Origin of the sequence: Rugamonas apoptosis (assembly GCF_014042355.1) — a bacterium.
Lineage (GTDB): Bacteria > Pseudomonadota > Gammaproteobacteria > Burkholderiales > Burkholderiaceae_D > Rugamonas > Rugamonas apoptosis.
Map to the genome: position 1 here is coordinate 15234 of NZ_JACEZU010000007.1, position 14811 is coordinate 30044.

12 protein-coding genes are annotated in these 14811 nt (G+C 64.3%); 3 read left to right on the top strand and 9 right to left on the bottom strand.

Going from position 1 to position 14811, the window contains the following annotated elements; all coding sequences use genetic code 11:
• Window positions 1-46: 46 nt before the first annotated feature.
• The 5 genes from corA to glnA all read right to left on the bottom strand — a co-directional run bounded on the left by corA (window position 47) and on the right by glnA (window position 5792).
• The gene (corA, locus tag H3H39_RS14610) at window positions 47-1012 is read right to left on the bottom strand and encodes a magnesium/cobalt transporter CorA (RefSeq protein ID WP_182154137.1); all 966 of its coding nucleotides are present in this window, start codon (window positions 1010-1012) and stop codon (window positions 47-49) included.
• A gap of 83 nt (window positions 1013-1095) precedes the next feature.
• Window positions 1096-2601, bottom strand: coding sequence for a nitrogen regulation protein NR(I) (gene ntrC / locus H3H39_RS14615; protein ID WP_182154138.1), 1506 nt, complete (start codon window positions 2599-2601; stop codon window positions 1096-1098).
• Between the two features lie 67 nt (window positions 2602-2668).
• Window positions 2669-3769, bottom strand: coding sequence for a nitrogen regulation protein NR(II) (glnL, locus tag H3H39_RS14620; protein ID WP_229218057.1), 1101 nt, complete (start codon window positions 3767-3769; stop codon window positions 2669-2671).
• The gene (locus H3H39_RS14625; RefSeq protein WP_182154139.1) at window positions 3766-4248 is read right to left on the bottom strand and encodes a DUF4124 domain-containing protein; all 483 of its coding nucleotides are present in this window, start codon (window positions 4246-4248) and stop codon (window positions 3766-3768) included. Before H3H39_RS14625 ends, glnL begins: the two co-directional genes overlap by 4 nt.
• Window positions 4249-4376: 128 nt before the next feature.
• Window positions 4377-5792 carry a type I glutamate--ammonia ligase gene (glnA, locus tag H3H39_RS14630; protein ID WP_182154140.1) on the bottom strand — a complete coding sequence of 472 codons (1416 nt, stop codon included), beginning with the start codon at window positions 5790-5792 and terminating at the stop codon, window positions 4377-4379.
• Window positions 5793-6164: 372 nt separating this feature from the next.
• Here glnA and H3H39_RS14635 point away from each other — a divergent pair, with 372 nt between their 5' ends.
• On the top strand, window positions 6165-6623 hold the full coding sequence (locus tag H3H39_RS14635; protein ID WP_182154141.1) for a rhodanese-like domain-containing protein: 459 nt from the start codon (window positions 6165-6167) through the stop codon (window positions 6621-6623).
• Window positions 6624-6695: 72 nt separating this feature from the next.
• Complete coding sequence (locus H3H39_RS14640) at window positions 6696-7064, top strand: hypothetical protein (protein ID WP_182154142.1); 369 nt, start codon at window positions 6696-6698, stop codon at window positions 7062-7064.
• A gap of 52 nt (window positions 7065-7116) precedes the next feature.
• On the opposite strand, the gene H3H39_RS14645 is transcribed toward H3H39_RS14640, so the two are convergent.
• The 4 genes from H3H39_RS14645 to H3H39_RS14660 form a co-directional block, all read right to left on the bottom strand.
• Window positions 7117-8484 (bottom strand): TAXI family TRAP transporter solute-binding subunit, encoded by a 1368-nt coding sequence (locus tag H3H39_RS14645; protein WP_182154440.1) that lies wholly within the window; start codon window positions 8482-8484, stop codon window positions 7117-7119.
• Window positions 8485-8612: 128 nt separating this feature from the next.
• Entirely contained in the window at window positions 8613-11663 is a 3051-nt protein-coding gene (locus tag H3H39_RS14650; RefSeq protein WP_229218080.1) for a transglycosylase domain-containing protein, read from the bottom strand.
• A 682-nt stretch (window positions 11664-12345) separates the two neighbouring features.
• Entirely contained in the window at window positions 12346-13134 is a 789-nt protein-coding gene (locus H3H39_RS14655) for a competence/damage-inducible protein A (RefSeq protein WP_182154143.1), read from the bottom strand.
• 182 nt (window positions 13135-13316) lie between these two features.
• Window positions 13317-14147 (bottom strand): EI24 domain-containing protein, encoded by an 831-nt coding sequence (locus H3H39_RS14660; protein ID WP_182154144.1) that lies wholly within the window; start codon window positions 14145-14147, stop codon window positions 13317-13319.
• A gap of 210 nt (window positions 14148-14357) precedes the next feature.
• Here H3H39_RS14660 and H3H39_RS14665 point away from each other — a divergent pair, with 210 nt between their 5' ends.
• Window positions 14358-14714: an FKBP-type peptidyl-prolyl cis-trans isomerase gene (locus H3H39_RS14665; protein ID WP_182154145.1), complete on the top strand. Its 357-nt coding sequence runs from the start codon at window positions 14358-14360 to the stop codon at window positions 14712-14714.
• Window positions 14715-14811: the final 97 nt, after the last annotated feature.

A 14811-nucleotide genomic window follows, 5' to 3' on the forward strand; every position in this document is an offset into this window, starting at 1 on the left:
ATTCTACCCCCAAAACTTGCGGCCAACGACCGGCCGCGCCGGCCCGCTACAGCCAGCCGGCGCGCTTGAAGCGCCGGTACAGGTACCAACAGACCGACACCATGATGGTGACGGCGGCCGGATAACCGTACTTCCATTCCAGTTCCGGCATCACCTTGAAGTTCATGCCCCAGATGCCGGCGAACGCGGTGCAGATGGCGAAGATGGCGGCCCACGCGGCCAGCCGCTTGTTCACCTCGCCCTCCTCGATGGCCACCATCGACAGGTTGACCTGGATCGCCGTGCTGATGGTGTCGCGCACGTTGTCGAGCGTGGCGCTGATGCGGTGCAGGTGGTCGTGCACGTCGCGGAAGTATTCCTGGCTGTCCAGGCACATGGCCGGCACCCGGCCGCCATGCAGCTTGCCGGTGGCCTCCATCAGCGGCGCCACGGCATGGCGCACGGCCATCACCTTGCGCTTGAGTTCATACAGCCGTTCGATGTTGTCGCGCTGGGAACCGTGCAGGAAGATGCGCTCCTCGATCTGCTCCAGTTCCACTTCCAGCGCGTCGGCCACGGGGAAGTAGCGGTCCACCACGGCGTCCAGCAAGGCGTACAGCACGAAGGCCGGCCCCTGGCGCAGCAAGTGCGGTTCATGCTCGGCGCGCGCCCGCACGCCCAGGAAACCGTGGCTGCTGTTGCTGCGGTTCGACAGCACGTAGTTGGGGCCGACGAACACGTCGACCTCGCCCACCGTCAGTTGCTCGTGCTCGAACTCCACCATCTTGGCCACCACGAACAGCGAATCGCCATACTCCTCGATCTTGGGACGCTGGTTGCCGCGGCGCGCATCCTCCACGGCCAGTTCGTGCAGGCCGAATTCCGCCTGCATGACGGACAGTTCGGCCGCATCCGCTTCGCGCAGCGCCACCCACACGAAGCACTCGGGCCGGCACACATACTCGCTGATGTCCTCGACGGGAATGTCGGCCAGCTTCTGGCCATCCTGGTACACGACGCAATTAATCAGCATACAAAATCCATAAAAAAAAGCTCCTGGCGATCAAGCCAAGAGCTTACCGCAAATGCGCGCGGCGCTGCGTGCGGCGGCCGGGCCTAGTCGTCCTTGGCGCCGTCGATGCCCAGTTCCGCGATCTTGCGGGTGATGGTGTTGCGCCCTATCCCCAGCCGTACGGCGGCGTCGTTCTTGCGGCCGTGGGTATGCTTGAGGGCGGTGCGGATCAGGGCCGATTCGAACTGGCGGCCCAGCACGTCCATCACTTCATGCTGGCCGTTGCTGAGCATGCTTGCGGCCTGCAGTTCCAGCAAGGTCAGCCAGCTGTCCGGCCCGCCGTGCGCGGTGGCCTCGGCCAGCGCCGGCGGCACGGACGACACGGTGCCGTGGTGCGTCATGCTGAACGATTCGTGGGCCGGGGCCGGCGCGGCCGGGCTGTGGCCGCTTGTGTCCTGGCCCTGGGTCAGTTCCAGCGGCAAGTCCTTCACTTCCACCGTCTGGCCGGGCGCCATCACGGTGATCCAGTTGCACAGGTTTTCCAGCTGGCGCACGTTACCGGGCAAATCCAGGCCGCTGAGGAAGTGCAGCGTGGCGTCGCTCATGCGTTTGGCTTCCACGCCCAACTGGCGTGCGCTCTGCACCAGGAAGTGGCGCACCAGGATGGGGATATCCTCGCGCCGCTCCCGCAAACTGGGCAGGCGCAAGCGGATTACGTTGAGGCGGTGGTACAAGTCTTCGCGGAACAGGCCGTCGCGCACGCGCTGCTCCAGGTTTTGGTGCGTGGCCGTGATCACGCGCACATTGGCCTTCAAGGGCTGGTGCCCGCCCACGCGGTAGAAATGGCCATCCGACAGCACGCGCAGCAAGCGGGTCTGCAGGTCGAACGGCATGTCGCCGATCTCGTCGAGGAACAAGGTGCCGTTCTCGGCCTGCTCGAAGCGGCCGCGGCGCGTGGTCTGGGCGCCCGTGAACGCGCCGCGCTCATGGCCGAACAGTTCCGACTCCAGCAAGTCCTTGGGAATGGCGGCCGTGTTCAAGGCGATGAACGGCTGCGATGCGCGCGGGCTGTGCTTGTGCAGCGCGCGCGCCACCAGCTCCTTGCCGGAACCGGATTCGCCGGTGATCAGCACCGTCACGTTCGATTGCGACAAACGGCCGATGGCGCGGAACACTTCCTGCATGGCCGGCGCCTGGCCCAGGATCTCGGGCGTGTCGGCCGGGCCTGATTCCACGCTGGTTTCGCGCAGGCTCTCGTCGAGCGCGCGCCGGATCAGCTCCACGGCCTTGTCGATGTCGAACGGCTTGGCCAGGTATTCGAAGGCGCCGCCCTGGAACGCGGCCACGGCCGAATCCAGGTCGGAGAACGCCGTGATGATGATGACGGGCAGGCCCGGGTGGCGCGACTTGACCAGCGCCAGCAGATCGAGGCCGGAATCGCCCGGCATGCGGATGTCGGACACCAGCACTTGCGGCGTCTCGAACTCCAGCGCGGCGATCGCTTCGCGCGCGTTGGAAAAACTCTTGGTGGCGAGGTTTTCCCGCGCCAGCGCTTTTTCCAGTACCCAACGGATCGACTCGTCGTCGTCCACTATCCAGATTGGCTTCATGTATATTTCGGTTCCCGCGTTGGATCGTGATCAAGGGACCGCGGAAACGCACCAGCTCGCCCGCCGCTTATGGCAGCGGCAGCAGGATGCGGAAATCCGTGTATCCAGGCCGGCTTTCGCACTCGATCACACCCAGGTGCTGCTGCACGAAGGTTTGTGCCAAGGTCAACCCCAAACCGCTGCCGCCTTCCCGGCCCGATACGAGCGGATAGAAGATGCGGTCGCGGATCTGGGGTGCGATGCCCGGTCCATTGTCAATGATATGCAAATCTAATGCCAGCCCGTAGCGGACCTTCGCCAGCGTCACCTGGCGGGCCACCCGGGTCTTGAAAACGAGCTCCGCGTCGCCCGCTTCGATCCGGGCCGACAAGGCCTGGGCCGCGTTGTGGGCGATGTTGAGCACGGTCTGGATCAGTTGTTCCTTGTCGCCCCGGAACTCGGGGATGGAAGCGTCATAGTCGCGCCGGATCGCCAGCCCGGTGGGGAACTCGGCCAGGATCAGGCTGCGCACCCGTTCGCACACTTCGTGGATGTTGACGTCGCCCACGATGTGCGGCCGGCGGTGCGGCGCCAGCAGGCGGTCCACCAGCGTTTGCAGCCGGTCCGCTTCCTTGATGATCACTTGCGTGTACTCGCGCAACTGGCCCAGGTGCAGTGGCGGCAATTCCATCTCCAGCAGCTGGGCCGCGCCGCGGATGCCGCCCAGCGGATTCTTGATCTCGTGCGCCAGGTTGCGGATCAGCTCCTTGTTGACCTGGCTCTGGTCCAGCATGCGTTCCTCGCGGTCCAGCTTCAAGTGCTGCAAGTGTTCGCGCAGCTCGATCAGGATGTGGTCGCGCGGCTCGTCCAGCGCCGACACGATGCTGTGCACGTGCAGCGGGTCGCGCCCGGCCCGCTCCAAGGTCAAGTCCTGGCGCAGGTCGGAGAACTTGTGCTGGCGCGCCTGGGCGCAGATGTGTTCCAGTTCGTCGGGGTTGAGGAACTGGGCGCTGAGCTTCTGGCGCGACAGCGCCTTGAGCGAGCTTTCCAGCAGGTTTTCAGCGGCCGCGTTGGCGTAGGCGATCTGGCCGGCGCCATCGACCAGTACCACGGCCGAGGCCAGCAATTCCAGCCCGGCCAGCGATGGCATGGCCTCGCCCGCGCGGGCGTTAGCGTGCTGTGCGTTCATCTGATATTCGCGATCTCACGTTTCAAGGCTTCGATGTTTTTTTCCGAGCGGCTGATGCTGTCGCGCATCTGCGCCACCCGTTCCTGGTATTTGGCGTAATTGCGCTCATCGCCATGGCGTTCCGGCTCGCCGTTGTTGAACTCCTTGCGCAGGCCGGCCAGCTTTTGCTGTTCGCTGCGCAGTTCCTCGTTGAGGATGCCGAGCCGGTCGGCGTCGCGCGCCTTCTGTTCCGCGCTGTCGACGCGCGGGAAGTCGGCCGGCGCTGGCGCGGGTGCTGCCCGCATGGGCGCGGGCGCCTGGCGGCGCTGCGGCGCCGGAACGGCGTTGCCCGGCACGTCCAGGATCCTGCAGCCGGGCTTGTTGGCGTCCGTCAGTTCCTTATGGCCGGCCGCGTCCACGCACAGGTAGATGGGGCCGTCGGCCCTGGCGGCGGCGCTGGCGGCCAGCAAGACCAGTACCGGTAATAAGCGTGTTGTCATTCCCTATCCGTGAAGAGCATTAATGCCCCCCGAATATACAACATCCAAAGAAAAACGCGAGGAAAGCCGGGGCTCGCCTCGCGTTGTGGCCATACGGCGGGCGCCGGCTTGCGGCCGGCGCGCTGCCATTACAGCGAGTAGTACATGTCGAATTCGATAGGATGCGTGGTCATGCGCATACGCTGCACGTCCTGCATCTTCAGTTCGATGTAGGCATCGATCATCGAATCGCTGAACACGCCGCCACGGGTCAGGAACTCGCGGTCTTTGTTCAGGTTGTCCAGTGCCTCTTCCAGCGAGGAGCAGACGGTTGGGATCAGCGCGTCTTCTTCTGGTGGCAGGTGGTACAGGTCTTTGGATGCGGCTTCGCCCGGATGGATCTTGTTGATGATACCGTCCAGACCGGCCATCAGCAGCGCGGCGAAGCACAGGTACACGTTCGCCAGTGGATCCGGGAAACGGGTCTCGATGCGGCGGCCCTTAGGATTGGCCACGTGCGGGATGCGGATCGAAGCGGAACGGTTACGGGCCGAGTAAGCCAGTTTGACCGGTGCTTCGTAGCCTGGCACCAGGCGCTTGTACGAGTTGGTGCCTGGGTTGGTGATGGCGTTCAGTGCCTTGGCGTGCTTGATGATACCGCCGATGTAGAACAGCGCGGTGTCGGACAGGCCGGCATAGCCGTCGCCGGCGAACAGGTTCTTGCCGTCTTTCCAGATCGACTGGTGCACGTGCATGCCCGAGCCGTTGTCGCCCACGATAGGCTTAGGCATGAAGGTGGCGGTCTTGCCGTAGCTGTGCGCCACGTTCCACACCACGTACTTCAGGTTCTGGGTCCAGTCGGCGCGCTCGACCAGGGTCGAGAACTTGGTGCCGATTTCATTCTGGCCGGCGCCAGCCACTTCGTGGTGGTGCACTTCGACCGGGATGCCCAGCGATTCGAGGATCAGGCACATTTCCGAACGCATGTCCTGGAAGCTGTCCACTGGTGGCACTGGGAAGTAGCCGCCCTTGACGGTAGGACGGTGGCCGCTGTTGCCGCCTTCGATTTCCTTGTCGGTGCTCCACGAAGCTTCGTCCGAGTCGATCTTGACGAAGCAGCCGGACATGTCGACTTTCCAGCGCACGCTGTCGAAGATGAAGAATTCTGGCTCAGGACCGAAGTAGGCGGTGTCGCCCATGCCCGACGATTTCAGGTAGGCTTCAGCGCGCTTGGCGATGGAGCGTGGGTCGCGGTCGTAGCCCTTGCCGTCCGACGGTTCGATCACGTCGCACTGCATGAACAGGGTGGTTTCTTCCATGAACGGGTCGATATTGGCCGTGTTCGGGTCTGGCAGCAGAATCATGTCCGATGCTTCGATGCCTTTCCAGCCGGCGATCGACGAACCGTCGAATGCGTGACCCGACTCGAACTTGTCCATGTCGAAGTGCGACACAGGCACGGTCACGTGCTGTTCTTTACCACGGGTATCGGCGAAACGAAAATCAACGAATTTGACTTCGTTGTCTTTTACCATTTTCATCACTTCTGCGGCTGTCATTGCCATGCGTATCTCCTAAAAGAAAGGGGTGGGTGAGCCGACCAACTGTGTGTGCGCGGATGCGCTGCGCGTCCCCGTGTAAGTGCGACCGAAACTCATCCCGGGGTAAAGCAGTATCCGTGCCAGCTCAAAAATCATAACCTTCTGCCAAAACCAACTTGGAACTTGCTGGCAAATGATTCTAAAATCGTTCGGCCAGCAAAATCAGTCCCGTTTGCGCCAGCGCAAGACTGCTCCATTATGGTGCGATTTTTCTGATTTGCACCTATTTCGTGCATTTTCAAAAAACCAGTGAAAAATGCCCTCGTTTGGTGCGTGCGCGCAACACGGACGGTCAGGGCATCTATAATAAACTTAATATCCTTTCTGGAACATGACATGAGCGATGTGAATGCAATTCTGGCCCTGGCCCGTGCACGCAGCAAGGATTGGCCCTATGCCGGCGCCGTCAACCCGCAGGAAGCGTGGGAACTGCTGCAGGCCGATCCGCACGTCAAACTGATCGACGTGCGCACCAATGCCGAGCGTGACTGGGTGGGCCGGGTGGCCATACCGGATACCCAACATGGTGCGGTCCAGTGGGCCACCTATCCGGGTGGCGTGGCCAACCATGAGTTCATCGAACAGCTCAACAGCCAGGCCCGCAAGGACCAGGTACTGTTGTTTTTATGCCGCTCCGGGGTGCGCTCGCGCCACGCGGCCAAGCTGGCCACAGAATTCGGTTATCAGCATTGCTACGACGTGCTGGAAGGCTTCGAAGGCGACAAGGACGAGGCCGGCCACCGCAAGAACGTCAATGGCTGGTGCCGCGCCGGCCTGCCGTGGCTGGGCGCCTGAACCTGCCAGCGCCACACGGCGCCCGCTTGCTTCGTTGCCCGCCATGCACGGCGGGCTTTCCGGGAGAAATGCATGAAGAAATATGTGGCCGTTTTATTGCTCGCACTGGGCAATATGGCGCCGGTCCGGGCGGAAGACGCGCCCGCGGCGCCGGGCGCCGTAGCGCAAGCTAGCCTTGCCAGCAAGCTCGTCGAAGGCTCGCCATGGCGATTCGACACGAAATTCGAAAGCACGATCGTCAATTTCCGTTTCTCGGACGACGGCAAATTACAGCGCCAGTCTGCCCGCAGCCAAGCCTGGAGCGACTTTCCGATCGGCGACAATCAGACGGGTACGTTCAACACCAGCAACGGGCACACGATTACCTATTCGCTCGATGCGGCGGGCAATCCCATCGCCGTCCATTCCAAGCACGCCGCGACGTTTAAATCAGTCAAATAATCCATAGGGTCCAACCCCGGCGCCAAGGCGGGGAGTCTGCCCCTCAAGCGCGCTAGACCGGCACGGCCGCCGGCGCGACAGGCGCCGCCTCGCTCAGCAAGCTGAGCACCCGCTCGCGCACGAAGTTGATATGGCTGCGCAAGCCATACAAGCCATCGGCGAACGACAGCGGAATGGAAATCTGGTTCACCATTTCCTCGATCTCATTCAGGCGCGCCAGTTGCGCCGCGTAAATCTCCATGCGGCGCTCGCCCTGCGACTGCGCGTCCTCCAGCGCCTGCTCCACCGTGCGTAACTGCCCGTACCAGCGGTACACGCGCGAGCGGATGCGCCACACATACAACGGCGGCACCACCTTGGACAGCGGCAGGATCAGCGCGCCCAGGCCCAGCACCAGCACCCACATGCGGTCAAAGAAATTGGCCAGCCAGAAGCTCATATAGCGTTGCAGGAAGGGCGGGCCATCCTTGTAGAACTTGGCCGCGCTGGGCGCGACGGGAATTTCCGTGTAGCGCGCGGACGGGAACTGGCCCTGCTGCTGGAACCAGCCCGCGCCGCTGTGGATCGACGCGGCGGCCTGCACGAACAGGTCGACCAGGGCCGGATGCAGGGTGTCGCGCGCCACCAGCGTGGCCGTGGGGGCGATCAGGTTGTAATCGACGGGCGGCAAGTCGCGGCCCAGGTCGACGATGCCGCGCGGCAGTACCACGTGGCTGAGGAAGGGCAACTTGCGCGCATACGCTTCGGCCTGGTCGAAATCGAACAACTGGATGCCCGGCGTTTGCAACAGCATCTGGATCAGCGGCGCTTCCGGCGCCGAGGTGAACACCAGGCCATCGATGCGCCCTTCCAGCAACTCCACCGTGGCCGGCGTGTTGGCCAGCGAACTGCGGGTCACTTCCTCCGGCTCGATGCCATTCAGCGCCAGCACCTGCTTGAACAGGCGCGGAGCGCCGGCACCCTTGGGGCCGAAGTTAATCTTCTTGCCCTTGAGTTCAGTGAGCCGGGTGATGGGCTTGCCCTTGGTTTCGCGCAGGAACAGCCACATGGGTTCCGTGAACAGGCTGCCCAGCGATACCAGCCCTTCCCGCTCGGCCGCCGCCTCGTCAGTCGAGCCGCTCTGCACGAAGGCGATATCGACTTCACCGCTCTTGAGACGGCGCAAGTTCTGACCCGAGCCGGCCGACTGCACCAGTGTCACCTTGACGCCGTGCTTGGCCAGCGCGGCCGCGTATTTCTTGCCGATCTGTTCGTAGGCGCTGTTTTCCTGGCCGGTGGACAGCACCACGTGGCGCGGCGGCGACGGGTCCACCAGCACATAGGCCAGCGCGCACACGCCGACGATGGCCAGCAAGGTGGGGGCGGCAGCGACGAGCAGGTCACGCACGGAAAATTGCGTGAACTTGAGGATTTTGGACATGGTATGGCGTACAGGTTTCATGGGCTGTCACCTTGCCAACAATTGCGCTGTTTTGCAAGCGCCGCGCGCGCAAAAGGGAAGCGGGCGGGGACGGGCCGGGCGCGCGCGGCACCCGGCCCGGGAGGGCGTCAGCCGCCCGTACTGCCCCCGCCGCAGGCCGGCAGCGGTGCGGCGGCGGCAGCGGCGGCCGTGCCGGCGGCCGCGTTCTGGATGGTGGCCGGCTTGACCGGGTTAGGCTCGATCAGCGGCATCAGGCTGGGCGCCAGCACCGTCAGCAACTGCACCGGCAGCGCGCTGGTGAAGTCGTAGTTCTTCGAATCCGGACCGCGCACATAGGCCGTCATGCTGCCGAAGAAGCGTTCGCCGATGTTGAACACGAAAGTGGCCGAACGGTTCACATAGCGCGACTCGATCAAACGCCCGCCGGCGGCGAAGACGTCGAAGCGCTGGTCGCCGGTGCCGGTCTTGCCGCCCACGGGAATCACGGTGCCGTCCGATTTGACGAAGGCCATGCGGGCCCGCTTGGCCGTGCCGTCCGATACCACGCCGCGGATGGCGTCGGCCACCACACGCGCCACTTCCGGCGCCAGCACCCGCTCGCTGAGCGTGCTCTTGCCGGGCGCCACCTGGGTGTCGTACGGCGTGCCGGCCGCGAAGTGCAGCGAAGAGATACGCTGGCTGGGCTTGCGCACGCCACCGTTGATGATGATGCCCATCATCTCGGCCAACGCGGCAGGCCGGTCGGCCGAAGCGCCCAGCGTGGTGGCGTAGGATGGCACCAGCGAGTCGAAGGGATAGCCCATCTTCTTCCACTGGGCGTGGATCTTCATGAAGCCTTCCATCTCCAGCAGGCCGGCGATGCGCTTGTCCTGGGCGTGCTTGTGGTGGGTCTTGAACAGCCACTGGTACACTTCCTGGCGCTGCTGCTCGCTGGCGGCTGTCATCTCGCTCAGGGTGGCGCCTTCATGGGTGCGCATATAGGCCGCCATCCACATTTCCAGCGGGTGCACCGAGGCCAGGTAGCCCCGGTCGGGCAGCGACCACTTGTCGATCGCGTATTGCTCATACAGCTTGGCCACGCGCTCGGGCGGCACTTCGTTCTGCGACGGCAGGTTGTCCTTCAGGAAGGCGGCGAACTGCTCCTCGGTCGCTTCCGGATACAGCGTGCGGTGGATCACGGCCAGCCGCACCGGCGTGCCGCGGATATTGGCCAGCAGCGTTTTTTCCAGCTCGTCGCCCTTCTTGCCCTTGTACTTGACGTAGAAGCGGTTCATGAACTCGCGCCCTTCCTTGTCGGCGAAGCGGGCCAGGTATTCGGCGCGGCGCGGATCGTCGGCATCCTGCAGCAGCGAGGCCGAGGAACCGGGCGACTGGAACATGTAGAACTTGGCCACGTCGCGCATCAGGCGCACGAACACCAGGTTGGTCGAATGGCGCAGCGCTTCCGTCACGGTCAGGATCTTGCCGTTGTCTTCCTTGGAGAAGTTGCCGAAGTGGTGCAGGCCGCCGCCCGTGAAGAAACCTTCGCCGGGGTTGCCCGAATACTTGCGCTCCATGGCCGCGTTCAGCATCGGCGTCAGTTCCCGGCCGCCCTTGTCCAGCGGCAGCGCCTTGAAGTAGTCGATGGCCCACTGCGACAGCTTGTCCTGCGGATCGACCACCACCTTGTTCAGGGCCGCCGTATCCATGCCGCCGTAGCGGGTGTGCAACTGGTCGACGATATCGAGGTAGGTGACCAGGGTGCGCAGCTTGGCGGTGGAACCCAGGTCCAGCTTGGCGCCCTCGTTGATGTCGAGCGGCTGATCGAAGTTATCCGTCTGCAAGCGCAGCAAATTGGCCTGTTCGCCTTTTTCCAGCAGCGTGAAGCTGTACACCACGTGGGCCGGGTCGCCGTTGCCCAGCATGCCCTTGCCTGTCAGGCCAGCCGCCTTGGCCATGTCCGGATCGCGCAAATCGCGCAGCACTTGGGTGACGGCTTTCTGGGCCCGCGCATCGAGCGTGCTGACCACGCTCAGGTCCAGCCGGTCCAGGTTGTACAGACGGTTATCGCCCAACAGGCTGGCCAGGTGGGTGCGCACCGCGTTCGACGCCTTGCGGGTGACGTAGGTCATGGCCGGCGCGGCCTGCACACCGGAACCGGCGGAGGGATGCAGGCGCTGCTTGAGGGCCGCGTCGCGCACGGCCGGCGTGATCACGCCTTCCTGGGCCAGCAGGCGCAGGTGCGAGTTGGCCAGCGTTTCCAGGTCGGCCGTGCCTTCGCCCAGGTAGTAGCTGGGACGGCGCTGGGCGATCATCAGGCTCAGCGCTTCCTTGTAGGCCAGCGCGCTGTCGGGCTGGTCCAGCTTGCCGCCGAGCAGGCGGTTCACTTCCGCGAAGTCGCGGCCGTACCAGACCCACATGCCGTCGCCCAGGCCGTTCACTTCACCGTAGCCGGGCTTGGCCGACAGCGGCACCGTGTTGAGGTAATCGAGCACGATCTGGCGCCGCACGGCGGACGTGTCCTCGCCCTGCTGGTAGGCGCGCAGGCTGGCCGACACCATCTGCTGCAGCTTGTCCTTGAGGCTGCTGGTGCGCCCTTCCGGCGAGTGGCGGTATTTCTCGATCTGGGTCGCCAGCGTACTGCCGCCGGCCGGCCGGTGGCCGCCCGAGAAGGTGCTGGCCGTCTTTTCCAGCACGGCCTTGCTGAGGCGGTCCCACTCGACGGCCGGATTGCGCTTCGGATATTTAGTGTCGAGCAGTTCCCGGTTCTCGATGAACAGCAGGCTGCGCACCAGCGCCGTGGGCGCCTCGTCGAACTTGCCGTACACGCGCTCCGGATAGCTGGCCGTGAACAGGGGCTGGGCGCGGCAATCGACGATGGCCAAACCGGTCTTGGTCTTTTCGCGGAAGGTGGTGAACACGCCCATGTCGGTCAGTTCCACCATCTTGGGCGAGAAGCGGGACTGGGCCGTGACGGCGTAATCGCGCGTCTTGAGCTTGCCCAGGTAGTCGGGAATGTTGGCGTAACCGAGGCGCTCGTCGTACGGGCTGTCCTTGGGGAATCGGATCGCCGCGCTGGGCCCCGGTTCGACCCGGTAGGTGAGCTTGCCCACCAGGCCCGAGAAGAACTGGGCCTGCATGCTCGAGCTGCGAATCTCCTGCAACACCCAGTACACGCCGCACGACAGCAGCACCAGCATGGCGACGATGAAGGCGTTGCGCGAGCGCTTGCTCTTGACGGGCTCGGACGGCGGCGGCGAGGCCGGCTGGGTGTGGGCCAGCAGCACGGCTTCGTCAACTGAGTCGGGCTGGGGGACGGCGCGCAGGTGGCGGCGGCGGCCATAACCCATGGCGGCCGCGCCTGCGCGCAGTTTGCGCACCGCGCGTACAACGATGCGGGGCCGGCGGAAACGACGATTGCTTAACATATGATTCAAACCGGTCAGTCTTCTGTTCAGTAACACTTCGCGCCGCACCGCATACACCGCAGCAATGAAATCAGGTGGTACTACTTGCCTGCCTCACTACTTTGTTGGCTGCCTTGCAAGCGCACTCAAATAAAAGTCCTTTCAAAAAGCCCATGGCGTCGTTATGGCGCCTCGCCGTGCAAGCGCACTGTCTTCGGCGCCACGCCTAGCCATGGTCATTGTGAAACAACTTCTACGCACTTAACTCGCGCGGCAGGCACCCCGTTGACCGGGTCGCCCATCACGCGCAGCCTGCCATCCATTGCACCACATCGGCGCCACATGGATGGGCCGGCGCGCAGAAAAATTATAGTTCATGGGAGCTTTTCGCAAAAAAACAACGGCGCTCGCCGGGCAGGGGGAACGCCGTGCGCGCCCGGCGCGGGCCACCGTGAAGACGGCGCGCCGCGAGGCGTCAAGAGAGGTGTTGGTACTCTACCTGCAAGCGCGTCAACTCGGCGCACAGTTCAGTGAACGCGGCGGCCGTCGGCGCGGGCGCGCCCTTCACGCCCAACTCGATGTGGCGGCGCGTGTTGGCGTCGCCCACGCTGGGTAGGCTGAACACTTTTACACCGGCGAACTTCGCTTCGAGCGCCTCCATCAGCGGCGTGAGCGCCGATTCGGCCGTGCCATACACCAGCACCGATTGCTCGCTGTGCGGGGCGCGGTGGAACAGGTGGGCGTAGTGGTGGTCCAGCACCCAGGCGATCATGGGCCAGGCCATGACGGGGAAACCGGGCACAAAGTAATGCTGGCGCAGCGCGAAGCCGGCCACGTTGTTGTACGGATTGGGAATCAGCTCGGCGCCTTGCGCGAATTCGGCCATCTTCAAGCGATGCAGATTCTCGGCCGAATTGAGGTCGGCCGGCTGGCCGCTCTCCTCGCCCATTTGCAGGATGCGCTGCTGGATGTTGCGCTTGCCCTGCTCGTGCAACACCAGCGGCAAGCCCAGCGCGTCGGCCGCCGCCTGGCGCGTGTGGTCGTCCGGCGTGGCGCCGATGCCGCCGCAACTGAACACGATGTCGCCGCTGGCGAAGGTGCGGCGCAGCGTGGCCGTGATGCGGGCCGGGTCGTCGCCCAGCACTTCGGCCCAGTCCAGCTGCAGGCCACGTTCGGCCAGCAGCTGCACCACTTTGGTGAAGTGCTGGTCGGTGCGCCGGCCCGACAGGATTTCGTCGCCGATGATGATCAATCCGATTGCCATGTCAGTCCTTGGAAGTCGTTTCAAAAAGCCCATGGCGTCGTTGTGGCGCCTTGCCGTGCGGAACGGCAGTGCCGTTCCCACTGTCTTCGGCGCCACGCCTGGCCATGGTCATTTTAAAACGACTTCTTAGTCCGGTCTTGCAAAGTGAAAAGTAGGAAGGCGGTCGTGATACCAAAAAGGTATCAGCTGGCCGCCGTGTTGATGTCGCGCATGGGTGGCGCCGCGCGCAGCCGTTCCAGCGCCTCCAGGCAGTAATGCGCGAACCACAGCCCGGTGAAGATGAAGATCACCACATACAACCAGATCGAGGCGGCCGCCAGGAACGGGAACAGCACCACCGACAAGGCCGTGCCGCCCAGCCACAGCATGCCCGGCAGCGCGCCGGCCAGGCCGGACAGCACACCGATGGCCAGCAGCGGCCAGCGGTGGCGGCGCAGCACTTCGGCCCGCTCTTCGGCGCTGGCATGGTCGGCCAGCGTGTCGTACACCATCACGCGGCAAGTGAGCCAGCCCCACAGCGCGGACTGCACCACCAGCGCCAGCGGCGGAAAAGCATACAAGGGCAAGGTGAGCAGCCACAGGCCGATGAACACGGCCATGCCCACCAGCGCCGTCAGGGCGCTGCCGACCAGGCTGCCACCGTGCCTGCGCTCCAGCTGGCCGTAGCGGCGCTGGCCCACATGGCGCACGATGGCCGGCATGGCGGCCACGCCGATGAACACCAGCGCCGTCAATATCATCAAGGGTAACAACAGCAGCATGGCGATCATGGGCACCACCACCGTCTTCAGCATACCCAGGCCCAGCGAAGTGAGCAGGTTGCTGCTGTAGGCGAAGCCGTCGTACTGGACGAACAGGGCATGCAGGGTATCGATCAGCGGCTGCAGGCCCACGTACAGCAGGCCGGCCCACAACAGCACGGCCAGTGCGAACGGGATCACGCTCAGCAGCAGCATGCGGCCGTGCAGTTGCGACATCCAGGCGCGGCCATAGGACCGCATCAGCGCGCCCATCAGCGCGGGTTCCCGCGCGGGGCGGGCATCGACAGGTGTGACATGTGTATACGCTTCCAATCCAGGGAGGTGGCCGGCCCATGCCGGCGACGCCTGGCGATGATACCCTAGTGCGGCGCTTCGCCATGCCAGGCGTGGCCGCTTTTTGGCGGGCCGGGGCCGCTTGTTCTACAATGCGGGATTATCGTCAACGACACACCAAGGAAAACCATGTCCACCATCACTACCGCCTCGGGCCTGCAATACATTGAACTGACCGTCGGCGAAGGCGCCGAAGCCAAGGCCGGCCAGAACGTCACCGTGCATTACACCGGCTGGCTGCGTAACGACGACGGCAGCAAGGGCCCGAAATTCGATTCGAGCAAAGACCGCAACGATCCGTTTGAATTCGCCCTGGGCGCCGGCATGGTGATCCGCGGCTGGGACGAAGGCGTGCAAGGCATGAAGATCGGCGGCGCGCGCCAGCTGATCATCCCGGCCGACCTGGGCTACGGCTCGCGCGGCGCCGGCGGCGTGATCCCACCGAACGCCACCTTGATCTTCGACGTGGAACTGCTGGCCGTCTAAGCCATCACCGTCGGCCGTGCGCGCCCACGCTGGCGCGCATGGCTTTAGCGCACATGACTCTGCGCGCATCACTGTAGCTCACCGCCCTCCCCGGCGG